Source organism: Streptomyces sp. NPDC001709, assembly GCF_053596375.1.
This window is the reverse complement of record NZ_JBSFGB010000067.1, coordinates 1-25,228: the sequence shown is the minus strand read 5'-3', so window position 1 is coordinate 25,228 and position 25,228 is coordinate 1. Positions and strand designations below refer to the sequence as shown.

19 protein-coding genes and 3 pseudogenes are annotated in these 25,228 nt (G+C 69.5%); 12 read left to right on the top strand and 10 right to left on the bottom strand.

Annotated elements, in window-relative coordinates; all coding sequences use genetic code 11:
- The first annotated feature begins 710 nt into the window (after nucleotides 1-710).
- Together ACWC0C_RS45215 and ACWC0C_RS45210 are read left to right on the top strand one after the other, a co-directional pair.
- Nucleotides 711-2,294: pseudogene (locus tag ACWC0C_RS45215) on the top strand (Mu transposase C-terminal domain-containing protein).
- Between the two features lie 3 nt (nucleotides 2,295-2,297).
- A complete protein-coding gene (locus ACWC0C_RS45210; RefSeq protein WP_450870775.1) occupies nucleotides 2,298-2,954 on the top strand; it encodes an ATP-binding protein in 657 nt (218 codons plus the stop codon).
- 699 nt (nucleotides 2,955-3,653) lie between these two features.
- Here ACWC0C_RS45210 and ACWC0C_RS45205 read toward each other — a convergent pair.
- The gene (locus ACWC0C_RS45205; RefSeq protein WP_450870773.1) at nucleotides 3,654-4,049 is read right to left on the bottom strand and encodes a hypothetical protein; all 396 of its coding nucleotides are present in this window, start codon (nucleotides 4,047-4,049) and stop codon (nucleotides 3,654-3,656) included.
- 2,717 nt (nucleotides 4,050-6,766) lie between these two features.
- Nucleotides 6,767-6,964 carry a hypothetical protein gene (locus ACWC0C_RS45200; RefSeq protein ID WP_450870771.1) on the bottom strand — a complete coding sequence of 66 codons (198 nt, stop codon included), beginning with the start codon at nucleotides 6,962-6,964 and terminating at the stop codon, nucleotides 6,767-6,769.
- Between the two features lie 230 nt (nucleotides 6,965-7,194).
- Here ACWC0C_RS45200 and ACWC0C_RS45195 point away from each other — a divergent pair, with 230 nt between their 5' ends.
- The 4 genes and pseudogenes from ACWC0C_RS45195 (at nucleotide 7,195) to ACWC0C_RS45180 (ending at nucleotide 11,204) form a co-directional block, all read left to right on the top strand.
- Entirely contained in the window at nucleotides 7,195-7,929 is a 735-nt protein-coding gene (locus ACWC0C_RS45195) for a lipase family protein (RefSeq protein ID WP_450870769.1), read from the top strand.
- Between the two features lie 474 nt (nucleotides 7,930-8,403).
- Nucleotides 8,404-8,943: a hypothetical protein gene (locus ACWC0C_RS45190; protein ID WP_450870767.1), complete on the top strand. Its 540-nt coding sequence runs from the start codon at nucleotides 8,404-8,406 to the stop codon at nucleotides 8,941-8,943.
- Between the two features lie 170 nt (nucleotides 8,944-9,113).
- A complete protein-coding gene (locus ACWC0C_RS45185; protein ID WP_450870766.1) occupies nucleotides 9,114-10,334 on the top strand; it encodes an RNA-guided endonuclease InsQ/TnpB family protein in 1,221 nt (406 codons plus the stop codon).
- A gap of 65 nt (nucleotides 10,335-10,399) precedes the next feature.
- Nucleotides 10,400-11,204 (top strand): annotated as a pseudogene (locus ACWC0C_RS45180) (IS5 family transposase).
- Nucleotides 11,205-11,747: 543 nt separating this feature from the next.
- Here the strand turns inward: ACWC0C_RS45180 and ACWC0C_RS45175 are convergent.
- Entirely contained in the window at nucleotides 11,748-12,311 is a 564-nt protein-coding gene (locus ACWC0C_RS45175) for a hypothetical protein (protein ID WP_450870764.1), read from the bottom strand.
- A 1,620-nt stretch (nucleotides 12,312-13,931) separates the two neighbouring features.
- Between ACWC0C_RS45175 and ACWC0C_RS45170 the strand changes: the two are divergent.
- The 5 genes and pseudogenes from ACWC0C_RS45170 to ACWC0C_RS45150 form a co-directional block, all read left to right on the top strand.
- Nucleotides 13,932-14,045, top strand: a pseudogene (locus tag ACWC0C_RS45170) (hypothetical protein); the annotation flags it as partial.
- A 373-nt stretch (nucleotides 14,046-14,418) separates the two neighbouring features.
- Complete coding sequence (locus tag ACWC0C_RS45165; RefSeq protein WP_450870780.1) at nucleotides 14,419-14,742, top strand: hypothetical protein; 324 nt, start codon at nucleotides 14,419-14,421, stop codon at nucleotides 14,740-14,742.
- Between the two features lie 59 nt (nucleotides 14,743-14,801).
- Nucleotides 14,802-15,677, top strand: coding sequence for a hypothetical protein (locus tag ACWC0C_RS45160; protein ID WP_450870762.1), 876 nt, complete (start codon nucleotides 14,802-14,804; stop codon nucleotides 15,675-15,677).
- Nucleotides 15,565-15,858, top strand: coding sequence for a tyrosine-type recombinase/integrase (locus ACWC0C_RS45155; protein WP_450870778.1), 294 nt, complete (start codon nucleotides 15,565-15,567; stop codon nucleotides 15,856-15,858). The genes ACWC0C_RS45160 and ACWC0C_RS45155 overlap by 113 nt, the downstream gene beginning before the upstream one ends.
- Before the next feature lie 85 nt (nucleotides 15,859-15,943).
- A complete protein-coding gene (locus ACWC0C_RS45150; protein ID WP_450870760.1) occupies nucleotides 15,944-16,246 on the top strand; it encodes a helix-turn-helix domain-containing protein in 303 nt (100 codons plus the stop codon).
- A gap of 492 nt (nucleotides 16,247-16,738) precedes the next feature.
- On the opposite strand, the gene ACWC0C_RS45145 is transcribed toward ACWC0C_RS45150, so the two are convergent.
- Entirely contained in the window at nucleotides 16,739-16,864 is a 126-nt protein-coding gene (locus tag ACWC0C_RS45145) for a hypothetical protein (protein WP_450870759.1), read from the bottom strand.
- A gap of 503 nt (nucleotides 16,865-17,367) precedes the next feature.
- On the opposite strand from ACWC0C_RS45145, the gene ACWC0C_RS45140 reads away from it, so the two are divergent.
- Nucleotides 17,368-17,793, top strand: a complete 426-nt coding sequence (locus ACWC0C_RS45140) for a hypothetical protein (RefSeq protein ID WP_450870757.1) — start codon at nucleotides 17,368-17,370, stop codon at nucleotides 17,791-17,793.
- 231 nt (nucleotides 17,794-18,024) lie between these two features.
- Here ACWC0C_RS45140 and ACWC0C_RS45135 read toward each other — a convergent pair whose 3' ends face one another.
- From ACWC0C_RS45135 to ACWC0C_RS45110, 6 genes are all read right to left on the bottom strand, one after another.
- On the bottom strand, nucleotides 18,025-18,219 hold the full coding sequence (locus tag ACWC0C_RS45135) for a hypothetical protein (RefSeq protein WP_450870755.1): 195 nt from the start codon (nucleotides 18,217-18,219) through the stop codon (nucleotides 18,025-18,027).
- A 663-nt stretch (nucleotides 18,220-18,882) separates the two neighbouring features.
- On the bottom strand, nucleotides 18,883-19,671 hold the full coding sequence (locus ACWC0C_RS45130; RefSeq protein WP_450870754.1) for a hypothetical protein: 789 nt from the start codon (nucleotides 19,669-19,671) through the stop codon (nucleotides 18,883-18,885).
- A 61-nt stretch (nucleotides 19,672-19,732) separates the two neighbouring features.
- A complete protein-coding gene (locus ACWC0C_RS45125) occupies nucleotides 19,733-20,779 on the bottom strand; it encodes a TniQ family protein (RefSeq protein WP_450870753.1) in 1,047 nt (348 codons plus the stop codon).
- Nucleotide 20,780: 1 nt separating this feature from the next.
- Complete coding sequence (locus ACWC0C_RS45120; RefSeq protein ID WP_450870776.1) at nucleotides 20,781-21,713, bottom strand: TniB family NTP-binding protein; 933 nt, start codon at nucleotides 21,711-21,713, stop codon at nucleotides 20,781-20,783.
- Between the two features lie 62 nt (nucleotides 21,714-21,775).
- A complete protein-coding gene (locus tag ACWC0C_RS45115; RefSeq protein ID WP_450870752.1) occupies nucleotides 21,776-23,740 on the bottom strand; it encodes a transposase in 1,965 nt (654 codons plus the stop codon).
- Nucleotides 23,741-23,835: 95 nt separating this feature from the next.
- On the bottom strand, nucleotides 23,836-24,540 hold the full coding sequence (locus ACWC0C_RS45110; protein WP_450870751.1) for a TnsA-like heteromeric transposase endonuclease subunit: 705 nt from the start codon (nucleotides 24,538-24,540) through the stop codon (nucleotides 23,836-23,838).
- Between the last annotated feature and the right edge of the window lie 688 nt (nucleotides 24,541-25,228).

Below are 25,228 nucleotides of genomic sequence, written 5' to 3'. Positions count from 1 at the left end.
GCGGATCATCCCCGCACCCGCGGGGATGATCCGCCACTTGTTTCATCGAGATCCGCGAAACGTTGAGCGGTGGTTCCCGGTTACATGCGCTAAGCGCTCGCCTCTGGCAGTGAACCGTGGCGAGATGGCCCAGGTGGTGACACGCGTGTGGCCGCTCAGTAACGCCCACCACCACCTGCCCTGGACCATGTCCGAAGACGTGCAGGGCTGCGCCCCCAACCATCCGGTTGCCAGCCCAAACGTGCAACGTGCGCTGGTTGGTGACTGTCTATCAGCAGCTGGATGCTGGGCACATAGTTGACCTGTCCCACGCCCGGAGAGCGGGTGAACCGGTGTTGCCTGCGGGAAGATTGCCCAGGTGGTGCGGATCTGCGGTTTGGTGTCGCTGGTGGTGTGCGTGTGTTGTCACCCTGGCTGGTGGTTCTGACCTGGTGTGATGCTGGGTTGGGTGCGGTTGGTGTCGTTCTGGTGATTTCTGCTGGGCGTGGTGGTGCGGATTCCAGCGTCGGGGGAGTGTACGCCGGGCGCTGATCCATTTCGGTGTTTTCCGTGAACTGCCGTGTTGTGTTTTTGGGTTGTCGGACCGTGCCTACAGCGGGGAGAGCTTTCTTGCTGGGCGGTGCGGTGTGAGTGGTGCGCAGCGAAGCGGGAGTGGCCCTCTGACGCGGCCGGGCGTTGATGTGCCGGGTTTGTTGGGGCGGCAGCAGGCTGTGGCGCGTGTGCTGGTATTGGACGGGCGTGGGGAGTTGACTACGGAGCATGTCCGGCTGGTGGCGGCGTCGGTGGGGTTTCGCTCAGGTCGGTGTGGCGGTGGCTTGAGGTCGCTCGCGGGGAAGGACGTACTGGCCCGCGAGAGCGGGAGCGGTTCACCATCACGCCTTGGGTTGCATGCGCGTCTGGTGAGTTGGTGTGGGAATGCGGCCGTGGTCCACCGGGAGCTGGTGGCCGGGCAGGCCGCGGCCGTCGCTGAGGGCTGTAAGGCCTCGCCGGTGCCGTCGCCTGCGACGTTGTACCGGGCGATTCGCCGGGATCTGAATGCCGGGCAGCGCGCGGCTCTTGCTGGTGGGGAGCGGGCTCGGCGGCGGCACGATGTGCATTTGAGGCGGCCGAGGCCGTGGCGGAACGCGTGCTGGGAGGCGGATCACACGCGTGTGCCCGTCGAGGTGCTGCTGGATGGGGAGCTGGTGTGTCCGTGGGTGACGTGGTTCGTCGGCTGCGCGACGAACGCGGTTGCGGGGGCGGCCTGCACGCCACATCAGCCGTCCAGGGACGCGATCCTGGCGGCGCTCAGGATCTCCTTGTCGAGGGACGAGGATGTGACCGTTCCGTACGGGCCGGTCGGGGGGCTGCCTTCACTGGTGCGGATCGACCGCGGTAGCGGCTTCCTCTCGCGCACGGTGGCGGCGGCACCGGGTGCGTTCGCGGTGCCGGTTGAGGATCTGCCTGCCTGCCGTCCGGAGCTGAAGGGGACGGTGGAGGACTTGAACCGGTGTGCGGAGCGGGTGTTCTTCGTGTCGTTGCCCGGCTGTACCCATGCCCCGTCTGCTCAGTTGGGACCCGGCTCCAGCAGGACCCGAAGTGCCAAGGCGGACGGAAGGGAGCTGCTTGAGTTCACGGTGTTCGTCGATCTGCTGCTGGAGTGGGTCGTGTGGTGGAACACGGAAGACACCAGTCAGGCGCTTGCCGGCCGTGCCGCGTTCCAGGTGTGGCAGGACGATCCCATCCGGTCGATGACGTGGCCGCTCACCTGCTGTGGGCGTTCACGCTGGAGGACGACGGACGGGTGCGCACGCTGACCGCAAGTGGGCTGCGCTGGCGTAACCGGTATTACGTGGGGGAGTGGATGACCGGGCGTGCGGATGTCGGCAGGAAGGTGCGCATCCGCTACATCCCCCGTCACGACCATGGGATCGAGGTGTTCGACGCGATCTCGGGCAGGCACCTGGGAACAGCGCACCTGGCAGATGCGGCCAGCGCCGCCCAGCGGCGTGCGGTGCGCCGGAGCCGGGAGGCTTCGCAAGCGCCTCCTGGCCCGCGCGCTGTCTGCTGCCTCGCGTCACACGCGGGACCGGTTCGGGGCGGTCACCAGTGCACAGCGCCCGCAGAGGCTGGGCGCGTTGACGGCCGCCCAGGCCGAGCAGGAACTGGCCGTCAGTCACCGGGCTGACCTGGCCGTGCGGGCGCTGCCGGATCTGATTCCGCCGCGCGGGCCCCCCGCTTCGTGGGCCCGTCCCGTCAAGCGGTCGGCCGCAGACCCCAGCGTGCCGGCGAGTACGCCTGACGAGGGGAGCTGACCGATGGCGGCGACACAGCGCCGGGGCCTTCTCCCGCAAGAACGCGACGACGACTTCATGCGCCTGAAAGACGCCCACGTCGTTGCCGCCAAGACCCTGCTGGAAGTATGGGAGAACATTCGCGTGGCCGTCGAGGCGAAGGCGATGATCTGCATCTACGGCGCTACCGGCCACGGCGAGTCGCTGGCCGTCAATTGCCTCGCTGCGCGAGCTGGCTCCGGCACTGACGCGCCGTATCCGGTTCCAGGCCAGGCCCACCACCCGGGGCCTGCGGTACGAGCTCTTTCACGCTCTGGAACTGCCGGGCCGCCCGCCGGCCCAGCCGATCGAGTTCGACCGGGTGCTGCGCGCTGTGACGGGGCCCGGTGGCCGTCCAGGCACTGGTGTGGCGCATGGTTCCGCTGCTTGTGGGTCGAGCCCTCAACCCGGCTCGCGGTCATCTTCGTCGGGGGCGAGGGCTGCCACACCGTGCTGCGCCGCGAAGCGATGTTCTCCTCCTCCCGCGTCTTCGTCTGGCAGTACTTCACCCGCCTGACTCCCGCCGAGGTGCTCGAGGCTGTCCCCCTGTCCCATCCGGTCTGGCCGACGCTGACCGCGACGACATCGCCTTCGCCGGCAGCCACGCCGCACACGGCAATGTCCACGCCCGGGCCCGGCTGACCGCTCGCACCCGCACCGCCCGGCCCGCACCGGCCCGCCCCGGCCCGCGCGCACCGCCCCGCGCGCACCGGCCCGCGCGCACCGGCCGCCCCCCGTGCCGGCCAGGAGCTGCTGCGCTGGGCCTTCGGCCGCCTCGCCTGGCCACCACGCCGCTATGCCGCTCGCCGCGCCACCTGAGCCGGCTGCGGCGGGGGGGCGTGGCGTTCGACGGGGCGGAGTTCGTCGGCGGTTACGCGGTGCCGCGCTGGAGGACCGGCCGGAGCGCCGTCGCACTGGCGCACTCGCTGATCGACGGCAACCCCGGCTGCGAGGCGGTCGTCCGCGCCCTGCGCCGGCGCCACGGCGAGCGCCTCGCCGGGCGGGACGCGTGCGGGGCGGTGGCACAGTCCGGCACGCGGGTAGCGCAGCTGTACGTGTCCCGGCTGCTGGACAGGGGCGGGGCGTTCCGTGTGATCCTGCCCCTGCGTGACCCTGCCCCTGCCGAGGGATACGCCGCGCGTGGCGATCTTCACCCCTCTCCTCGTCACTTGCCGATGTGTGCCGTCGATCAGCTGCCGTCGGGTCCATGGCGGCGATCGGCCGGGCTTCTTGCCCTTCGGTCACAGCGGCTCCAGCACGGTCCATTGCTCGTCTGTCGGATCTCCACGCGCCACGAACCCGGGATCATCCCACGGCCGAGATCCACTTTTGATACGCGCCCTAACCCGTGGGGGTCCTGCCCGTGTTGTTGCCGTCGTCGCTGCCGTTGTGGCTGCCGGTGTTGCCGTTGCCGTTGCCGCTGCCGTTGCCGCTGCCGTTGCCGGTGTTGGCACCGTTGGTGTTGTCGATCACGGTGAGGTTGATGTTCGCGCCCTGTCCGCCGCTTGGAGCTGTCGTTGGTGCGGTGCCCGACTGACTGCAGCTGATGTTCTGGATGCCGTTGAAGGAGTTGTCGTGACCCACCTGTCCTGAAGGCAGGCAGAGCAGGACGATCGAGGGGCTGCCGAGGAGGGGGAGCAGCCCCCCGTCGCCCTGAGCCTGGGAGCTGCCGGCACTGCACAGGAGCAATGCCGTCGCGGCCGTGCTGATCGTGGCAAGCCTCGTGGGCAGCTTCATGCGGCCGAACCTTCCGTCCTGCTGGGGAACTTGAGCGTCGGGGGACAGGATGCCGAGATGTCCGCCCTTGACGGTCGTCCGGCGCGCTGGTGCATCCGTGATTCGCTCGCTCGGCCCATGACGTGCGCCAGGGTGTTCTGTTCTGTTCCAGACCACCGCCCGCACCCGTCGCGCAAACGGCAGCCACCGCTTGCTTCCCGGTGCCCGGGTTCACAGGCGCCACTGGGAGGCGGTCTTGTCCCGATGGTTCATCCCGGAACGGGCGTTCGATGCCGTGGTGTCGGGGGCGCCGGGAGAGGGTGGCTTGGCGGGTGAGGCGGCGGATCACCGGGCCGGTCACGGCAGGGTGAGTCATGGCTTCACAGCAGGCGGGCAGGGGCGCGTGGTTGAGGGCCGGACGGCAGCGGAACGTCAGTCGCCCGTACGTCCGCTCCACCATCCGGCCTCTTGGCAGCCGGGCGAACTCCCTTTGTGCCGTCGGCGCGTTGGATGGTTTCCGCTGTCGATGCCGAGCCGGGCGGTGTGCTCGACGGGGTGCCGGCGGCAGCGGCCGTCCCCGGGACTGTGCGGATCGAGGGGTGGACGGTGGCTACTTGGCCGGGCAGGTGGGCGCCGGCGACAAGGCCCTGGACGCTCGCGGCCGTGACCGGCACCGCGAGCCGGAGTGCGAGAGTGCCGCCTCACCCTGCTCCGCTTGCGGCCCCCGATCTCGTTCTTCGCCGTATCCGTGCCCTGCCCGGTGGCGCCGGGACACTGGTGGAGGTCGTCACGCTCTGCGTATCGATCAGAAGCTGTGTCACAACCGCTTGGCCGTGCCGCGCCGGGGGCGCGGCCCCAGCCCTGCGGGCCACCGCGGGGCTGGGGAGCGCGGAGTGCTCGGGCCGGCACGGCCAAGCGGGCTCGGCACGGCGGGCGGCGTGATCCCGGGCCGCCTGCAACAGCAAAGACTTCGTCCGCGCCACTGCGCCTGGACGGCAGCTGCCTCGCCAGCGAATCAGGCTGTCAGGGCATTGCCGCATATGTGCGTCTGAACTAGCCCGATTTGATGGATATTTTGATGGGTAATCAGTCCGCTGTGCGCCCGGCGCCGCCACCGGTCGGCGCATACGGGTCAAGCTTGCCTTCGGGGTTGGGGAATTCCTGGACCAGTAGAACCGAGGAGCAAGCAGATGAGTCCTGTTTACCTGGTGGTAGCGCGGAACCGCCCCTTGCCACCAAGGGTCGAGGACGGAGGTGTCGCCCGCACCGACCTGCTCGAGGCCTGCAGCAATCCAGCCACGTCCGGCCCGATCGGGAGGGAGAAACGGCGCACGATCACATTCAGGCCCCGTCAGCTGCGTAGTAACCGGGGCAGACCCCTCCCGCTGCCGCTCGGCTGCCCGATCCAACGACGCTGTAGCGAACGGCAATCCGGACCACGACCGCACGTCACAACGTCATGACCTGTGGAAAGTGGATGTGACACAGCTTCTTGGCTTTTGCAGCTGGGCGAGCAGGCCGTCGTCCCCTCGCGTGGCGAAGCAGCCGTGCACGCTCTGCCACGGCGCGACGGCGTGCGGCAGGCAGCGTCACTGCACCCCGGTGCGGTCCGCGTACCGGATCGCATGCGTGATCTCGCGCGGAATCGTGCGCTGGCGGGCGTTCGGTGTTCAGCGCATGCTGGCGCCGCCCGGCCCGCCACGCGCTCACACCGGCTCGGTCACCTTTCGCCGGACGTCGGACAGATCGCCCGGATACGGACGACGCCCGGCCATGACCTGTACACACCGCTGGTGAGAGCCTGCGCCCGAGGCGTGCGTCGCGGGCGGCGGGGGCACGCCATGCGACGGGCTCCTGGGATGAGACGGGCGCAAGCCATGGCCCGGCTGCCGTCCCTTGGGGCACATCCGCCGCACTCACTCCACTACACGCACCGAAACGGCGGCCCGGTCTCGAACGATGCAGCACAAGCACACCTCAGGGGGAGCGGACGACCTCGGGGACAGCGTTGGGATCTCGGGCGGTTCACCGGCCTCCCGGCGCAGCGGAGCCGGGGACACCGGACCATGTGGCCCGGGTATGCGTCTGGTCATGTCCCGGATTGCCGGGACCGGGGCCGGGCCCGGGGGGCGGGATGACGGTCCGGGCATGTCGAAACACTCCCAGGGACCAGGCGTCCAGGACATGGACGACCGCGGGATCGGGCCGCCATGCCGGCCGCCGACCGGCGGCCGAGGCGGGGCGCGGGGCGCGGGGCGCGGGGCGCAGACACCCCTTCGTTCCCCTCCGGGCGTTCGCCCCCCGGCGATCAGGCACCAGGCCGGGCCCGCCCCTTGGTTCTCGCATCCACTCTGACCGGCTGTGATGCCCCGTGCGGTGACCTCATCGCCACGTTCTGCCGCAGGGGCCCGGCCGGCATCCGATCAGCCCCCGGTGGTGCGGCGAAGTGATCACCAGGGCGGGTGCCGTCCACCATGCTGCGGCCGTCTTGATGAGGACCCGGTTCGCGCGCATGGCCGGGCAGGCCCCGGCGGGCGATGACGATCAGGGTGCGCCGCGCTCGCGGAATGCCTCCTTCGCCTGTGCCTTTGCGATCGGGTCGAGCCTGCAAGGTGCCCTCATCGGGGATGACGACTCGAGCAGGTGACAGGTGACAGGTGACAGGTGGACCTGGGCCAGGGCGACGAGCTGCTGCTCACCGGCGGACAGTACGGCGCCGATCCTGGCCTCCTGCCCGCTCAGCCGCTCGAAACAGGGCGTGCGGCCGGCCCGACCGCCTCTGCGGCGGTCCACGGTCCGCCTCGGCGGCCGCCAGGGGCCAGGCGGCGCGGGTTGTCGCCGAGGGCGCCGGTGAAGACGTACGCCTGTACGCCCTTGTGGGGGAGGAGGGCGACGAGGCGGCGCAGGGTGCTGCCCGTCGGCTCGCCGAGCGGCACCCTGTGAGCCTGGACCTCAACGCGCTGGGGGCGAGCGAGGCCTGTGAGCAGCTGGGCGAGGGCCGACGTGCCGATTCCCGCTCGGGTCCCGGATCCGTTCAGGTGACCGCCGGTGTGTTCTCGCCTACCGCGCCCCCGGCGGTGCTGATACTTCGAAATGATCAACATGGACGGCGTGGAGCGCCCTCGCCCAGGCCGCTCAGCTCCACTGCCGCGAAAGGGGGCCTTTAGTGGCCGTACCCTCGTCGTTCGACCACCGCTGGACCGGTTACAGCCTTCAGCGGGCCTACTGGCTGGCGCAGGCATGCGATCTCTTCTACAAGGGCCGGGAGGTGATCGAGGAACAGGCCCGTGCCTGGGGGCTCGACCAGGCTCGACACCACGGGACGCGGTTCACTCCCCCCTTCCCGCTCCAGGACACCCAGGCCTGCACCCTGGCCGGCGACATGATCATCACGGCGTTCCGCGGCACGGAACCGGCCCGGATCAAAAAACTGGCTCTCGGACGCCACCACTGCGCCTGCCCGGGCCGGGGAGGCACCGGCTGGGTGCACTACGGCTTCGCCGAGGCACTGAACTCGATCTACCCGGAAGCCGAGGACACGCCGGCCGAGCTGCGCACGACGGCCGGAAGGTGTTTTTCACGGCGTCTACACCTACGGCCGGCCCCGCACCCGCGACCAGGAGTCGGCCAAGGCGTACAACGAGGGCTTCGCCGACCGCATGTACCGGTTCGCCGGCAACAACGACATCGTGCCCCAGCTGCCGCCCGAGCCCCCTTCACCCACCCATGTCCAGGCCTGCGCCACATCGGCTCGGCGGGACGGCTCCATGACTCCATGCCCCTGCTCGGCGGCCTTGCCGACCGGACCATGGGCATGACTGCCGATCCCCTCGCCCCCGCCGGGGTCCGCGACCACTTCATGAGCAACTACATCGCGGTCTTGGAGAAGAACCTCTCCTGACGGTCCAGGACCAGGCACCGGCTCGCGTTGCGGCTGCCGGGCAAAGCCAGTCGGCTCCACCAAGCCGGGGCTGCCTCGCCGCTGCATTGCCGGCCGTCTGTGCCGCCCGGGTCGCGGTGCTAGAAGCCCCCGGGCGCGGCGACCCGGCAAGGCTGTCGTCCTTGGGCGGAAGACACAAAGGGCAGGCGCCGTGCAGCCGGCTGCCCCTGCGGACGATCCGCGAGGGACCCGGCGCCCCGCCCCGCACGACCAAGGACCCCGGGCAGCGTCCCGATTCCGGGACATGACCTGACTGCCCTGCCCGGAGCCGACGGAGAACCGGTTCAGGCAGGAAAAGCAATCCGGCGGCACCGCCCGGAAAGGAAGAACGGCAGTGTGATGCGGGACCCACGTCCCGCCCAGGATTTTCCCCGGCACTGGACGGGGAGGGAATTCCTCAATTCGTTCACCATTTCTCACCAAGGAGAATTTCTCATGGCTCACACCACCAAGACCCGACGCCTTGTGATGATCGCTGTTACCGCCGTCCTGGCCGCGGGCGGTGCCTCGCTGTCCACCACCGCCTTCGCCGCCGAACAGGCGGTGCCGCACATGGCTGCCGCCGGAGGCGGCGATGGCAGCGGCAGCACCGGCGGCAACGGCAGCGGCAATGGCAACAACAACAAAGGCAACAACAACGGCTCCCGCGACGGCAACAAGAACAAGGGCAACAACAACGGCTCCCGCGACGGCAACAAGAACAAGGGCAACGACAACGGCAGCGACGACGGCAACAAGAACAAGGGCAACGACAACGGCAGCGACGACGGCAACCGCAACAAGGGCAACCGCAACGGCTCCCGCGACGGCAACGAAAACGAAGGCAACAACAACGGCTCCCGCGACGGCAACGACAACAAGGGCGACGACAACGGCCGTGACAACGGCAACAAGAACAAGGGCGACGGCAACGGCAGCGACAACGGCAACGGCAACACCGGCAGCGGGAACGGGAGCGGGAGCGGCAACGGCTAGAGCGTGTCTCTTCGGTGGGCTCATCAATTGATCAACTCTCTTGAGCGCAGACCCCCTGCTTTAGCTGGGGGTTAGCTCATCTTCGTTCCGGAGCCGCGCAGCGGCGGAGTTCGCTGCGTTGTCAGTGGCGTGCACTATGTTGATCACATCAGTTGGAGGGGGGTGTTCCTATGCTGTCCGGTCGCAGATACCGGCTTGAGCTGACGGCCGAACAGGCCGAGATGTGCGAGGAGTTCGGCAACATCTGCCGGGCGGTGTGGAACACCGGCCTCCATCAGCGCCGGGAGTACCGGCAGCGCGGGGCGTGGATGAACTACGTGCCGCAGGCCGCCGAGCTGGCCGAAGCGAAGAAAGACCATCCCTGGCTGAAGACCGCGCCTTCCCACGTGCTTCAGCAGACGCTGAAGGATCTGGAGCGGGCGTGCCGGGATCACGGGACCTTCAAGGTTCGCTGGCGGTCGAAGGCCCGCTGGTCCCCGTCGTTCCGTTTCCCTGCCGGGAACCTCATCACGGTGGAACGTCTTGGCCGTAAGTGGGGCCGGGCGAAACTCCCAAAGCTGGGATGGGTCCGCTTCCGGTGGTCCCGGCCGCTCGGTGGTGAGATCCGGTCGGCCACGGTGTCCCGCAAGGGGGCGCACTGGTTCGTGTCGTTCCTCGTGGACGACCAGGCCGTCACGCCCGAGCAGCACGCCATGCCGAACACGGCCGTCGGGATCGACCGGGGTGTGAAGACGGCCGTAGTCACCTCGGACGGGGATTTCCACGACCGGCCGTTCGTCACCGCCGGCGAAACCGTCCGCTACCGGCGTCTTCAGCAGCGTCTCGCCCGCAGCAAGAAAGGCAGCTCCAGCCGGCGTAAGACTCTCGCGGCCATGAACACGATCATGGGCCGCGTCACCGACCGACGCGGAGATTTCTGCGCCCAGACCGCATCCCGGATCGCGGCGAAGCACGCGCTGGTGGTCCTGGAAGACCTCAAGACCCGCAACATGTCGGCCTCCGCCTCCGGCACTCTTGAAGCGCCCGGCACACGGGTCGCCCAGAAACGGGGCCTGAACAAAGCGATCCTCGACAAGGGATGGCATCGCTTCGAACTCGCCCTCACCAATGCCGCCCGCTACACGGGCACGAATGTGGTGAAGGTCAATCCGGCGTACACGTCACAGCGGTGCTCCGCCTGCGGCTTCGTCACCGAAGGAAACCGAGAGAGCCAATCGGTCTTCGTGTGCAAAGCCCCAGACTGCGGACACACCGCGCACGCCGACGTCAATGCCGCCATCAACATCAAAAACGCGGGCGGACAGCCCGTGTCAGCCTGTGGAGACCTCGGGGCTATCCGGTCCGCGAAGCAGGAACCCGTAAGCCGGGCAACCGGTCGAAACCCGCAGTAACGGGAATCCCCCTCCTTCAGGAGGGGGAGGATGTCAACGGATGTACCCCTCCGTTCGAGCCGCTGATGCCGGCCGATCCCGTTCGCGGACGGCGGTGGGCCGACCACCGCCGCACGCCCGAGGCCATCGCGTGGAAGTACCGCACCAACTCGCTTGGCGGGACCTGCCCGACGAGCTCGGCTCGTTCCGGACCGCTCACAAGCGGCTGAACAGGTGGGCCGTCGACGGCACGTGGGAGAAGATCCTCGCCGCCGTCCTCGCGGCAGCGGACACCGCCGACGACATCGGCTGGACCGTGTCGGGCGACTCCACCGCCGCCCGGGCCCACCAGCACGCCACCGGAGCACCCACAAGGGGGCCGAAGGGCGCAACGAGCCGGCCGACCACGCACTCGGACGCTCCCGTGGCGGGCTGAGCACCAAGATCCACCTGGCCGCAGACGGCCACGCACAGCCCCTGGCTCTGGCCGTCACAGCGGGCCAGGCCGGTGACGCGCCGGCCTTCGAGACGGCCATGGCCCGCATCCGGGTGCCGAGAACCGGCCCCGGTCGGCCCCGGACCCCCCACCATGGTCCCGGCCGACCGCCCCTACCCGGCCCGCACGATCCGCGGCCACCTCGCCGCCGGCAGATCCGCACAGTCGTCCCGCAGCCGTCGGACCAGATCGGCCACCGCCTGCGCCGGGGCCGCCGCCAAGGTGGGCGCCCGCCCGGCTTCGATGCGGATGCCTACAAGCAGCGCAACACCATCGAACGGTGCATCAACCGCCCCAGGCAGTGGCGCGGCCTGGCCGCACGAAGCCACAAACTCGCGATCGCCTGCCAGGCCGCACTCCACCTCGCCGCCATCCTCATCCGGGCACGGCGCTGACCAAGGAGACAGAACCTGGGGCCTGACCGCTGCGTCCACCGCCGCACACGGCCGGCGTCCGGCCGGATGGCAAGGGCGACACAACCCGCCATCCGGCCAGATGGACGCATGCCCGCGCACCGCGCAGGGACGGGCCCCTGATGCGGCGTCGGCCGGTCGGCCAACGCGATCGCGTCCCGGCATCCGGCAAGCCCACCCCGACGCACAGACAGGCGCACGCAGCCTCCCCGGCAGCGGCACACCCGCCCGACGCGCCCCCTCGTCATGTTCTTCGCGATCCCGCAGGGAACCCGCCGGCCTCCGAGCCCGGCGGGGCCCGCCACAGACGCTGACCAGAGGTGCGGCCTGCCCCTACGACCCCGGGCCGCCGACAGGCCACGGCACAGCCACCATCTGTCCGGGCCAGGACGCGTACGGCGATGACCCAGCCTTGCCTGGGCGCTGGGTGCGGACACACGCCCATCTGGCCGGATGGCGGGTTGTATCACCCTTCCATCCGGCCAGACACCGGCCTCACACGACGCTGCACGCCGCGGTCAGGCCCTAGTAGTTGTCGTTGCCGTTACCACTCCCGTTGCCGTCGCCGGTGTTGTCGTTGCCGTTGTCGGTGCCGTTCCAGCTGCCGGTGTTGTCGTTGCCGTCGTGGCTGCCGTTGTCGTTGCCCTCGTTGTAGTTGCCGTCGTGGGAGCCGTTGTCGTCGCCCTCGTTGTAGTTGCCGTTGTCGGTGCCGTTCCAGCTGCCCCAGTTGTGGTTGCCGTTGTCGGTGCCGTTCCAGCTGCCCCAGTTGTGGTTGCCGTTGCCGCTGCCGTTGTCGTCGCCGGTGTTGTGGTTGCCGTTGCCGCTGCCGTTGTCGTCGCCGGTGTTGTCGTTGCCGTTGCCGCTGCCGTTGTCGTCGCCGTGGTTGCCGTTGCCGTTGCCGCTGCCGTTGCCGTTGCCGTGGTTGCCGTTGCCGTTGCCGCTGCCGTTGCCGTTGCCAGCCACGGCCATGTGTGGCACCGCGGTCGGCGTGGCGGCGAACGCGCTGGTGGACAGCGAGGCACCGCCCGCGGCCAGGACGGCGGTAACAGCGATCATCACAAGGCGTCGGGTCTTGGTGGTGTGAGCCATGAGAATTCTCCTCGTCTGAGAAATGGTGAAGGGTTATCGAATGGCCCGGCTCATTCGCGGGTCAGCCGCCGGCGGAACGCTTGTCCCGCGCGTCACACCGCCAAAATTGTTTTCCGGGCGGTGTGGCCGGCTCACCATTGCTGCGTGAACCGATGCATCAATTGAGCCCCGGACGGGGCCGCCGGGTCACGTCCCGGAATTCCGTTACCGAGAAGTCGGGACTTGACAGGAGCCAGAAGGCCGCCGGCCCGCCCGGGCACCCCTCGTGCCCCCGCCCCGAAGCCGCGGCCGGCTGCTGAGGCGCGGAGCGTGCCCTCGGCCCGCGGCCGGGACCGGAGGCCTGCCTCGCTTCCTTGCCCGGGCGCGCCGCACGGGAACGCACCCGGCAACGGACCGGGGTGCTCGACGCTTCGGCGTTGACCGGCCCCCTGCATCGCGCAGGACACTCGCCGGCGTCTGGTGAACCGCCTCACCCGCGACCAGGAGATCCACGATTGCCGGCAAGACCGCCGGTCTCCTGGCGCTGCTCTTCGCACCGGAGCCCTCTCGCACCACGGCACGCACCACTGGCCATGTGGAGATCACCCGGAACTTTGCAGTGCTCAGCCGGGGAAGGTCCCGGCGCCCGAATGCCGCCGCCCGAAGACCAGCACCTGCCCGCACCACACCGAGGCGACGGCGGCCGCCACGGCGGCCGCCGATGGGTGTTTCCCGGCCGCTTCCCGGGCCGACGCCTCAGCCGCAGCCGACTGAGGCGCACACTGCACGCCCTTGGGGTTCCGGCACCGGACGGCCCGCGACATCCACCGAAGGACCGCTGACACCTGCCGGCCCACCGCAGGCCAGGACAGCCTGGACGCGGTGGGACCACTCGCTGTGAGTACCGCGGAACCCATCGCGCGGATGTCCTGTTCGTGGGCCCGAAAGCCCAGCCGACCCGTGTCGGTGTCGGCCACCCCGTCGCCCCCGTCCGCCGGTCTCCTGGCCGACCACCAGGTTCAGCGGCTCACCGCGGTCTCCCGCTGCAGATGCCGGTGATGAGCCCGTCATCGACCCGCACCGTCACGACCAGGTCGATCTTCCCGTCGATCTGCAGAGCGGGACAGCCGTTGATCTTGACGCCTGCCCGACCCCCCTTCGCAAGACCCCGAGCGCGGCCGCCGGCGCGCAGCGACCAGATGAACCGCGGCCAGCGCCGTCGTGGCCTGACCGCTCCCGGCCACGATCGTCGGGAACGCCGGCGCCATCTGCGTCCCGCGCCGCGAGCACGGTACGACCCATCCCGTGTCCACGGACAACAGAGCCCTCCTGCCCGGCGGTGGCCGGCACCGCGCGCCATGCGCGACCAAGGCATCCAGCGCACCGTAACTGTGGCGTAGCTGATGCGATGACCTGCCCGCCTACAGCCCGCACCCGAAAGGCACGGTGGAGAGCCTCAACCGCTCCGCCGACCGCATGCCAGTCCTGCCCGGCTACACCATCACTACCTCGCTCCGGCGCGCCAAGCGTGGAACACCGAGCACCGCCCCGACGGCCTGACCGGCCAGCCCCCCCATCGAGGCATGGCAGAGCGACCCCACGCCGCTCTCCGACATCCCCGAGGCCGCTGTGTGGGCTCTGATGCCGGAGGACGACGGCCGGCCGCGGAAGCTGACCAGCCACGGGGTGCGCCGGCGAGGCCGCGGCTATGTCGGCGAGTGGATGGCCGGCCAGGCCGGCCGCAGCGTCCGTATCCGGTACATGCCCATCATGATCACGAGATCGAGGTCTTCGACTCCGCTGGGCACCACCTCAAACCTGCCCGCCTCGCCGACGCCGATGCCCTGCGCCGCACCCGTACCGCACGAGCCCGCCGCCTATGCGACGAAGCCAGACAAGCTCAGGCCCTGCGCCGGCAGCGTTTCGTACCTGCCACCACACCCACAGCGCCTGGGCGCCGTGACGGCAGCCGAAGCCGACCAGGAACTCGAAGCCGCGGCCCACAGCGGCATGCCCACCCTCGTCCTCCCCGACCTGATCCCGCCCGCACCCGCCGCCCGAGGACTGGAACACCCCACCCAGCCTGCGCCCACACACGGGTCCCAGCTCACGGCGGCGAGGAGCCACGATGACCAGCCAGCTGCCACCACGGCAGACCGACCACTACGCGCAACTGCCCGACGCCGCAGTCGTGACAACCCGCTCCCTGCTGACCGCCAGGGAAAACAACGCCGACACGATCGAGGCCAGGGCGATGATGTGCCTCCACGGCCCGGCCGGTGTCGGCAAAACCCTCGCCGTCAACGTCTGCCTGCATGAACTCGAATGCACCCGCAGCGAGGAGGTCTGCCGGATCACTTCCGAGCCCGCCCCCCGCCCGCGCAGTGCGCAACGAGCTCTTCGCCGCGCTCGGCCTGCCAGGCGAACCCCCGCGCCACCCCTCCGAGTTTGACCGCCTGCTCCTGGACTCCCTCGCCTCGCAGCCGCGCACCCTCGTCGTGGACGTGGAGCGTGGGGGAGAGGCCTCTTCTGCGGCTGCTCGAGGGCGGACTCGGCGGGCTGGTACCTGATGCCGGGCAGGCGCTGGATGTGTGGGCTTTCCAGGCGCGCTGCGTGCAGGCGTTCGCTTCGACGTGGGTGGCACGGGGCTTCGCTGCTACGACGATCGCCTGCTATACGTCGCTGCTGGAGCGGGTGCTGGACCGTTTCGAGCGGCCGGTGTGGCAGATCGAGCCCGCTAAGGTGGATGCGATGCTCCGCCGCCTGATGCTGGCGGGGCGGGCCGCGGGGACCAGGCGTCAGTACCTGCAGATGCTGCGCGCGTTCCACGGCTTTGTCCAGGACCGCTATGCGACCGAGATCCGCGCCCTGTACGGCAGCGCGGTGGGTGATCCGGTGGACCGGTTCAACCGGCTGCGGCATGTCTGGGACGACGCTCCCCGTCGGTTGCCGCCGATGGCTGAGCGCCTGACGGCGTTCTTCGCCTTCGCCCGCGGGCGCCTTGCGACCACGTCCGACTATCCGGCCGCGGCACGGGACTACGCGCTGCTGCGGACCTTGTCCCACTCGGCGCCGCGGGTGAGCGAAGCCGTCCGCCTCAACGAGTGCGACGTCCATCCCGAGCTCGGTCCTTCAGGCAAGCTCCACGTGCGGTTCGGCAAGACGGCAGGCGGCTCGGGACCGCGCCCGAGTGGGCGCCTATGCTCGACGGACTGGACCGGATCCTTGCCTGGTACCAAAGTGACGTGCGCCCCCTCTTCCGGACACCGCCCCGCTGTTCTGCGACGCAGACGGCCACCCGCTGAAGCCGGAGACGGTAGGCGACCGCCTGGCCCGTCTCCTGGACCTGGAAGGCCGGCCCGGAAGCGATCGGTTCACCCCGCATGACCTGCGCCGTGCCTGCGCGACCCGTCACTACGAGCAGGGCATGGACCTGGTGACCGTCCAGCAGCTCCTGGGCCACCGGCATATCGCCGCGACCATGGCCTACGTCCGGCCCTCCATGGCTTTTGTCGAGGACGCCTGGCGCCGCGCCACTCTTACCGCCATCACCGGCCTGGCCGGCTGACCCACGGGAGCACCCGTTGACCACGTCCCCGCTCCGCGCTGTCGAAACCATCGGCCCGCCACCCCAGGTGGAGTGGAGACTGAGGATGGCTGCGGCGCAACGCGGTATCTGGACGGGCACCGAGCTGCGCTGCCTGCTCGCCGAACGCGCAGGGCTCGAGCTCTCCGCGGCGTCGGTGTCCGCGCTGTTCACCAAGCAGCCTTCCCAGGTGAAGCTGTCCACGCTGTGCGTCGCGCTCGACTGCACCCCGGGCGACCTTCTGACCCTGCGTGAGTCCGCCGCTGCCTCCATATCCGCGGCCCCTTCACCGCGCACCGCCCCCGACCCGGCCTCGCCGCCCCCGCAGCGGCAGTCGGTACCCCGTCACCGGTCCCTGCCACCGCTGTGACTGCGGCCCACACCCCTGAAGCAGACGGCACGATGGCCCCAGGCGCTGTCCGGACGGTCAAAGCCCCTGTCCCGCCTGTCACCAATTACGCTGGCTGCGCCCTGACACGGCCGCTGCCCCTGGTGCTCGCGTGCCTGCGCCCTCTGCGGCGCTCCCCGGCGCTCCACACAGCAGCTGTGCGTGGCGTGCCGGTGCCGGGAGACGGGGCAGCGGGCCCTGGGCCCGTGTCGGCACTGCGGGCGTAAACGGGTCCTCGACCCGGCAACCAGGCGCTGCCGCGCCTGTGCCGATCCCGCCCACCGCCGAGCCTCCGGCGCAGTGCCAGCACTGCGGGAAGAGCGGCCAGTGGGCCAAAGGGCTGTGCAAGCGCTGTTACGAGCACTCACCGCGCACCGTCATCACCCGTGCGGTCGGCTGGGCCGAGCGCATGCACACTGAGCCCTCCTGGTGGAGCGAGTACTCCGCACACCTCGCCGAGCACGGCCACCCCATCTACGCGGCCGACGTCGTCGCCATCACCGCGCGCCTGATCCTGGCGACCACGACCGGCGACCCCCGCACGCCTGCGGCGACGCCCCCGAACTCGTGGGAGCACTCACCGACTTCTTCCGCACTCACGGACACCTCGACCCGCCGCCGGGCCTTGCCGACAGGCGGGCAGCAGTTCGCCGAGCCCGCCGTATCGAGGCCACACCCGCCCCGCTGCACCCCCAGGTCGAAAGATTCGCCGAGTTCCTGGTGCTCCAGCACGAGCGGGCCCCACAGCTGGGACTACGGCAAAACCAGCTCACGACGATCGAGATCCGGCTGGATGCCATCCGCGACCTCGCTGTCCACCTCCACGCTGAAGAGCACAGGAGCTGGGCGAGCGTCACCACCGCACACCTGGAATCCTTCCTCGCCCGCACCCCCGCACCCCCGCACCCCCGCGCGCCGCGCCTCCCGCCTGGCGGGCCTGCGCCAGTTCTTCGCCTACGCCCACCACACCCGAGCAGTCCTCCGTGATCCCACCGGCCCCATAACTGCCCTACAGCAAAGGGGATTTCACGGCACCACTCTCACACTCGCCGAGCAGCGAGCTCTGTACCAGCGGTGGACCACCGCCCCCGACACCCACCCGCATGAAGCGTTCATCGGCCTCGCAGCCCTGCTCCACGCGGCCACCATCACCGAGCTGCGCCATCTCACCGACCCCTGCATCAACCCCGCCCGCCACACCATCCAGTTCCCCGGCAGACAGGTGCCTCCCACTGGACAACGCGACCTGGACGGCGCTCCAGCGCTGCCTCGACCACCGCAGTCGGCTGCAGACCGACAACCCTCATCTCCTGGTCACCAGGCTGACCCGGACCACCCGCGCCCCGGCCGGTGCCGCGCACATCCGCGACAGCCTGGCCCCCGCAGGGCTGCTGCCCCGCATCCTGCGCTCCACCCGTCTGGTCACACTCGCGGAGGAACTCGACATCAAGGTCCTGACCGCCTCACTGGGCATGTCCTACACGGGCGTTTCCCACTACCACAACACACCCCACATCCCGGTTACCTGACGGTGCACCAGCCGATCGGCACTCAGTTTTTCTACGTAGCGGGTAGGCGCAGATTAACTGGGCACTGCGCAGTTCCACTGGCGGGCGACAGTGTCCGGTCTCGCTGGAGGCGAGGCAGTCTCGCTCAATCCGAGGCAGCCGCTTGGCGGCCTCAACTTGACTGAGGCACCCAGGGCGGCCCGGCCCGCTACCACGGCAGCGGGCCGGGTGGTGTGCGGCTGTAGGCCGCTGTCAGGAGGATGTGGTGGGCATCAGGTAGTTGACCAGGACCATTCCGAGGCCGGCCGCACTGATGAAGGCAGTACCTCCAGCGCGGATGCCAACCCATGCGGTTGCGCCGTGCGAGACGGCCACGATTGCGGACACGAGGCCAAAAATGCACGCCACGGACATGATGAGTAGCACGGACAGGACCTTGACGGTCACGAAGTCTCCCCTTCCAGGCAAGTGGGGCAGGGGAGGCCAGTCCGATGCCGTGCAGGCAGCCGAGCCCGACCACCCCTGCTGGCATGAGCAACAGACGTGATCACGCGGGTGCGGCCGACGCGCACGCGCAAGGCGTGTTGGCTGCCTGCTCTCATCGCTCCGGCACGGACATGTGCGGCTGCCTCAGATCACAGGGAGACTTGCCCCAAATCCCTCAGAGGTCGGCGGGATCCACCAGTTGGAACATCTCAGTGCCCTAGACCATTCCCAACTGCCGTACCGATTCGGAAATTCATGGCCGAGTGCCTCAGGTTGAACGAGGCAGTGTGGGCCTTCGGCGTCTCGCTCAATCTGAGGCATGCAGGTCAGAGAGTCGTGGTGCCTCACGTTCAGCGAGACAGGACATGTCGTCGGTCAGTGGATCTGAGTAGTCGTCATGCTCTTGGCCTGGTGTTGTGCAGTTTGACCGAGTGGGTCGGTGCTGTGTTTTGGTTCCTTGGATCTGCGTAGGGGCGTTGTTTGTCAGCCATCTGACCTGGGGTGTCGGTCGGGCCGGGCGCCGGTTGCGCAGGTTGGTTGGGCGCTGCGCAGTTTGAGTGGTTGCCGGTGGTGCGGGACGGCTCGGTGTCGGCTGTGTGGCCTTGTACAGGGGTGTGGGAGTGCTCAGTTGCCCAGGCCGCGTTCCAGCATGTGCACGGTGGTCTCGCTCAGTTCGACGGTCTGTCCGGTCAGCGCGAGCACGGTGTTGAACTTGGTGAACAGGTCTGCCAGGCGGTTGAGGAGTTGGGCGTCACGGAGCCGTTGGATGAGGTTGGGGCGGCGGGTGAGGGCGCCATATGCGGCGTCGGTGGTTGTCTCCAGGGCGTAGCGGCCGCGCAGGCGGGCTTGCTGGACGGCGGCGAGCATGTCGTTGAGCCGGGTGAGGAGGAACTGCTTGTCGGCCTCGTTGAGTTCGGAGGCCAGGACGGCCTCGATGAGGTCGTTGATCATGGTGGTGAGGTGTTGGCCGTCGGTGTCGGTCAGGCCGGCCTCGACCTGAGCTCGGCGTAGCTCGTGGGCACAGCCAAGCAGGCTGTAGATGGCGGCGCTGCTGTCCGCGTCGCCGTCCTTGCTGAAGTGCTGCCACACGTGGGAGACCTGGTGGCCGGCTTGAGCGGAGGCCAGCATGGCGGCTTCGACACCGGCCAGGGGACGGAGCATGTAGTCCTGTTGCTCGGGATCGTTCACCACGGCCCCGACTGCTTGGCGGACTTGCTGGGGCAGCATCATCGCTGCGGACAGACGTGCGAAGAATTCAGCGCTGTCTGTGGCGAGGGGTGTCTCCTCGTAGGTGAGCGCCCGGGCCCAGGCATTCCAATTGCTCACGTTGGGGCCTAGTTCCTTGCCGGCCTTGCAGAAGTCGATGAGAAGGGCGTGGAGTCTCTCGGCCGGGTTGTCGACGCACTCTGTCACTCCATCAGCGTAGTGGGGAGGAGGGTGGGGCGGGGCGGGCCGATGTGTTCAGGCTTGCTGGTCATGGTGGTGTGCCGGGGCTGATATCTACGGCCTGGGCCGTTTTCGGTGGGTGGTAGCCGAGTTCGGTGAGTTCGGTGGGGCCTGGGTGGCGGTACGTCCACTGCGGGCGTGCACCAGGGTGGGGGCTGGGGGCGTAGTTGATCCGGTTGTTGAGCCGGTCGGGGTAGAAGGCCGGGTCTTGAAGCCAGGGCCGGCCCAGGAGGGCGGCGATGGCGGTGTGGACGGGTGGTGCGCTCTCGGGCCGTTCGAGGGCGGGAAGCGCTCGGGGGTGGTGGGCGATGTATTGGGCGAGGGTGATGGTTTCGGGGTAGGTGATGGCCGCTCGGGCGAGGGCGTACCACAGGCGGGTGCGCTTGTTGCTGGCGATGCGGCGGGCGCGTGCGGGCCAGATGCGTTCATGCGCGGGTGCTGTGCGCCGCCAGGCTTCGGTCAGGGACATGGCCTGTGCGAGGGCGTGGTCAGCCGCGGTGCCCCAGCGGCGGAGGAAGCGGATGTGGGTGCGGTGGGCGGCGAGGATCTCCGGGGTGTGCCCCAGATCAGCGTGTTCGATGGGCAGTTGGGTGCCGGCGAGGGTGTGGCGGCCGAGCATCCAGGTGTGGTGACGGCGGCAGATGAGGCGGCTGTCGGGCAGGTACTGGCGGACGGGGTATCCGTGGCCGGTGCGGGTGAGGGTGCAGCCAGGACAGCCGGTGACGGCGTTGATCGGGGCGAGCTGGCGCCGGGCGCGGGCGGAGGCGGGGTTGGGCTTGTCGCGGTACTGGTCCCACTGGGGGAGCGCGTAGGAGAGATGTTCCTCCGGGACCCCGGCGAACGAGGCGATCAGGCGGCGGCTCGGAGCGTTCAGGTACAGCTCGATGCCGGTGTGGGGGGCGTGTGGCTGGGTGCGTTCCTTCTTCAGGCGGGGGCGGGGGATGCCCAGGCCGTTCAGCAGTTCTGCGGTGGTCAGGTGGTGGCGGCGGGCCAGGCGCTGGATGTAGGAGGCGGTGGTCTCCCATTGCAGCGGGGCCACGCGCCGGATGCTGGGGCGCGGGGGAGCGCTGGGCATGTCAGGTCCTGGCCGGTGGCCGTGCGGTCTGTTCGGCGAGTTGGTCGACCTCGATGTCCGCCAGCAGCTGTTTGGTGATCTTTTCGGTGCCGTCGAGGATCGCGGCGATGGCGGCTTCCCTAACGAGGGCGGAAAGGCTGCCGATCCTGCCGGCGGTGCGCTGGTGGAGGTAGGCGGCGTACCGTGTGAGGGCGCCGGGGCGGTGGTGGGTAAGCCGCAGGGCGCTTTCCATGCCGCCGACCAGGCCTTCCCAGGCTGTGCGCTGTGTGGTGCTGCCGTAGGCCAGGGGAGGGTTGCGCACCATTTTGAACCGCCCGGCCAGCTGCGCACCGCGGTTGCCGGTCAACAGCGGGGAGGCCTCGATGGCGACGCCGGCGTACACGAACGTGGCGGGGATGCGTTCGCTGAGGTGCTTCATCTGGTCGGAGGTCTCGGCGCCGACGCGGGTGCGGGTGTTGAGCAGATGGACGTCGTCGACGAGGACGAGCTGGGTCGCCAGATCGCGAAGAGCGCCGCAGACGATGTCGGTGATCCGCGCCTGGTTCATCGTCTTTCCGATGGGCAGGTCGAGGAACCGGGCCAGCTCGGAGACCAGCATCTTCGGTGTGGCGGCGGGCGGTACGGACAGGAAGACCACGGGCAGGCGCTCGCCGGGGCCGGTGTGGCGGGTCCGGTCGGCGAGGTGGAAGGACCGCCCGAGCTGCTGCAGAGCGGTGGTCTTTCCGGTGGTGGGCGGGCCGGAGATCATCAGCCCCCGCCGGGCGGTGCCGTTGTGGTGCCGGTTGAGGATCATCAGCCGCCGCAGGGTGAGGGAGATCTTGTCCATGACCGGGGTGGAGAGGATCACGAACTGGGAGTGGTAGTCGAGGCGCTCCTGAAGCGTCCACGGGCCCGGGCCTGCCAGGCGAGGGGGTTCGGCGTCGATGAACTGCATCCACTCCCGCCATGTGGTCGGTGAGGCGAACGGGCCGGTGTGTGCGGCTGCCTGGCCGGGGACTACCACTGCTCTGCCTCCTGATGGGCGTCGAAGACTTCCCAGGCATCAGCTGTGCCGGCGACCGGGTCGTCGGTGTCGTCCTGATCGGGCTCCTCTTCGCTCAGCCGACTCACCTCTCGGGTCCCGAGCACGCCGGTGTCCACCTGCGGGACCACGCCCGTGGGACCTGCCCCAAAGCCGGTGGCCGGCTCCTGGCCGCGGGTACCGGCGGTCTTGCCGCCGGCGCGACGCAGGAGTTCGTCGAGTGCGCGGGCGAGGTGTTCCTCGTGTTCGGCCCGTCCTGCGCGTTGTTCGACGACGGTACGGATGTGCCGCCAGGCGGTGTCGGTGAAGGGCTGGCTGACCAAAGTGCGGTGGATCCATCCCGCCTCGGCCCAGCCGGTGGGCAGACGCACCCAGCAGCGTGACGGCTCGTAGGGGTTGTAGTGGACCTCCCACTTGCCGTCCTGTGCGGTGGAGCGCTGCCGGTGGCCGTTGAGGGCCTTGCTGTCGTAGGTGCGGTAATCGAACCGGATGCCCTCGGCGCCGATCGCACACCGCCGGGCGGGAAGCAGCTCGATGTAGTCGGCGGCTTTCAGAGGGACAGGCACGTGCCCGGCGATGCCGACCAGGGCCGCCCACATCTCGTTGGGCGTGAGCGCCAGCTTGGGCATCAGAGGGTGGCACAGTGCCTGGTGCCGCCGTTCCTGCCACCCACTGACCACCCACTCGTCCAGCAGGTCCTGAAGCTGGGGCAGGGTCCAGCAGGCCTCGTCCTCGACGCGGCGGCCACGCCGGCTGATGTGGCAGCCGGTGTAGCCGGAGACGTATTGCGCGAACAGCGTCCCCACCGATCCGAAGCCGCGCTCCACGTGGCCCTTCGCGGGCCCGGACGCGGGCGGGCACGGCTGGACGGAGATTCCCAGATGCTCGGCGGCCGCGAGAAAGCACTGGGAAATGAACACCTTTCCCTGGTCGATGACGACGGTGGACGGGAAGATCACCGGTCGCGCAGCAGCGCCCTGCATCCGGGCATCGATGCTTAACAGCCGCTCGTAGGGGATCACCGAGGAGGCCATCGCCAGCACTTCGGCCCAGGCGGGCCGCAGGGGCTCGGGCACGACGGTCTGCGCGAGGAGGACTGCCGCATCGACCGCCTTCGTTCCCCGCGGGCGCAGCACGGCGGCGGTGATACTGCGGGTGGCCACGTCCATGGCCATGGTCAGTTCCAGCCGCCCGGTGCGCCCGTCCTCGAGCACGGCCAGCACGTCCAGCGGGGTGCTGTCCATCATGACGAGCTCGCCAGGCCGCGCTACGACGGTGGGCGTGAACGGCGGCTCAGGCCGACTCGTCCGCCAGCGCTGCTGCACCGCAGTGCCCAGCAGCCCCTGGCCGTCGGCGACCGCATGGACCAGCCGATTGAACGTAGCCACCGGCGGCACCTCCACTGTGCCCGGCCCGTAAGCGTCCTCCAACAGCCAGCCCACCTGCCGACGCAGCCGGCCCAGCGTCCCGGTGGACCGCTCCCGCTGCGCCTCCAGCGCTGTCCTGATGGCGTTAACCACCCGCTCGTCGGCACGCCCCCACGGTGACCTCGCTCGTGTCGTACGCCCGTCGACCAGCCCCCACACGCCCTGCCTGCAGTAGCGGGCGCGCATGCGCCGTACCGTGGCCATGCTGACCGGCTGCCCCTGCTCTGTGAGCTCCGCCGCCTTGGCCGCCTCCCGCTCGGCGAGGCTGCGCAACTCCGGGTCGAACTCCTCGCGCGGCGCACCCCTCCCGCCTGGCTCCGGATGACCCGTCTCGACCTCGCGGATGTGCCGCTCCCAGGCCAGAGCCTTCTCGCGGACCCCTACCTCAAGGCTCGCCAACGGCCCCCACACCGGCGCCCGGCGCGGCTCGGCACAGCCGGCCACCACACAGAAGCCCTCATCGGCATACAGCTGCGTGAGCAGGAGCACCTGGACGCTCCCGTCCTCACCCACAATCCGGCATCGTGGCCCGTCCAGCCCCGCCAGAGTGAACACACCACCGGCGAACCGGATCTGGTCTCCCACCTCCACCACATGCCGCACAGCGCTCACCGCTCGTGCCGTCCGGCCGCGGCAACCAGAGTGCCTTCGGTGAGCGGCCGGTCCAGCGCCGCGGTCAGTTCACCACTCCACAAGCCGTGGTAGACGACCGGCAAGGTCCAGACCACATCACCGAGCGCGGCAGCCCCCTCCACCAAGGGCCGCCGAGACGTGAAGACGTCACGCAACCGGCTTGGACGGACACTGCCCGCGCAGCGCGGGTGGCGGTACCCCGACAGCCAGCGCACGTTGGCCACCACCACCGGATCCGCGGCAGGCTCGACCCGGTACTGCCATCCCACCTCCTGCGCACACTCCTCCAGCACAGCCTGCACACCGGCAAGACGACGTGGCGGGAAGCCGGCACCAAGGCAGTCCACGAGCACGTGACCTCCGTCAGCGAGGCGTACGGCCAGCTGCGGAGCATGGGCTACCACCCGCCTGCCGTCCCGCCACACGAATTCCAGCGGGCGGCATGCCAGCCCTACCACCCGCCGTTCCTGGTCCAGCAGCATCAGGCGGTCCCTCATCGCCGCGCTCCCGTAGGCCACCAGCCGACCCGTGGTGGCCGCCCACCACCAACCAGGAGCCCACCTTCTGCCCCGGCGCACCGCGAAACCGCGCACCGGCGGGCAGTCAGCCGGAACCAGTTCAGCGGCCACCTCCAGCCACGGCCGCTGCTCTGGCAGACCGTTCGCGCCGATGAACCGCACATCGACATCCCTCACACGGACCCGACCGCCCCCCGATCGGTGGTCGCCACTCGTGCTGCTCATTCGGCCAGTGAAGAATTGACCGGTACACCTGCACAATGCGCAGATCTAGAACGCCCCCGTACTGAGTGAAAAGCTTCTGATGCACCAACAGGGCGGCTACGGCTCTGCTATGACTGCACATCAGCCCGCATGCGGGGCCCGAGCCTCCCTGCCATCGCGGAACACTGCGCAGGTTCATTGGGTACTGCGCAGTTGTTGCAGTGGCCGGCCGCTGGAGTTGCGGCACGTACCGCCGAGGGGGCCCGAATCCAGTTTTAATCCGTGGCTCACTTTGAAGCAGAAGCCAAGAAAGGCCTTCAGGTGGCAACCATCCCGGCCGTCACCTTCCACCTCCCCAGCCCGCCTGACCCAGCGACCGGCTCACGGCCTCTAGGTGCGCTTGTTGGGCGGGGGAGCGCAGCGGACCCGCCGACCCCGGCCTGGAGCGGAGCGGAAGGCCGGGGTCGAGGGCGGAGCCCTCATCCGCTCCGGGGAGCGCAGCGGACGGAGCGTCAATCTGGTTGCGAAGCAACCAGATTGGGGCGGTGCGCGCAGCGCTCCGCCAGCGCTCCCGCGGAGCGGGTCCCACAGCGCTGCGCGCTGTGACAGCGAACCCCTGTGCTGCGCACAGGGGTTGCGCTCCCGC

Bases quoted from the DNA above. Each gene is read 5' to 3' on its own strand.
- ACWC0C_RS45185 (WP_450870766.1), top strand. From the start codon at position 9,114: ATGCTGTCCGGTCGCAGATACCGGCTTGAGCTGACGGCCGAACAGGCC.
- ACWC0C_RS45140 (WP_450870757.1), top strand. From the start codon at position 17,368: ATGAAGCGTTCATCGGCCTCGCAGCCCTGCTCCACGCGGCCACCATCA.
- ACWC0C_RS45125 (WP_450870753.1), bottom strand. From the start codon at position 20,779: ATGCCCAGCGCTCCCCCGCGCCCCAGCATCCGGCGCGTGGCCCCGCTG.
- ACWC0C_RS45120 (WP_450870776.1), bottom strand. From the start codon at position 21,713: ATGCAGTTCATCGACGCCGAACCCCCTCGCCTGGCAGGCCCGGGCCCG.
- ACWC0C_RS45205 (WP_450870773.1), bottom strand. From the start codon at position 4,049: ATGAAGCTGCCCACGAGGCTTGCCACGATCAGCACGGCCGCGACGGCA.
- ACWC0C_RS45190 (WP_450870767.1), top strand. From the start codon at position 8,404: ATGGCTCACACCACCAAGACCCGACGCCTTGTGATGATCGCTGTTACC.
- ACWC0C_RS45165 (WP_450870780.1), top strand. From the start codon at position 14,419: ATGACCAGCCAGCTGCCACCACGGCAGACCGACCACTACGCGCAACTG.
- ACWC0C_RS45175 (WP_450870764.1), bottom strand. From the start codon at position 12,311: ATGGCTCACACCACCAAGACCCGACGCCTTGTGATGATCGCTGTTACC.
- ACWC0C_RS45210 (WP_450870775.1), top strand. From the start codon at position 2,298: ATGGCGGCGACACAGCGCCGGGGCCTTCTCCCGCAAGAACGCGACGAC.
- ACWC0C_RS45150 (WP_450870760.1), top strand. From the start codon at position 15,944: ATGGCTGCGGCGCAACGCGGTATCTGGACGGGCACCGAGCTGCGCTGC.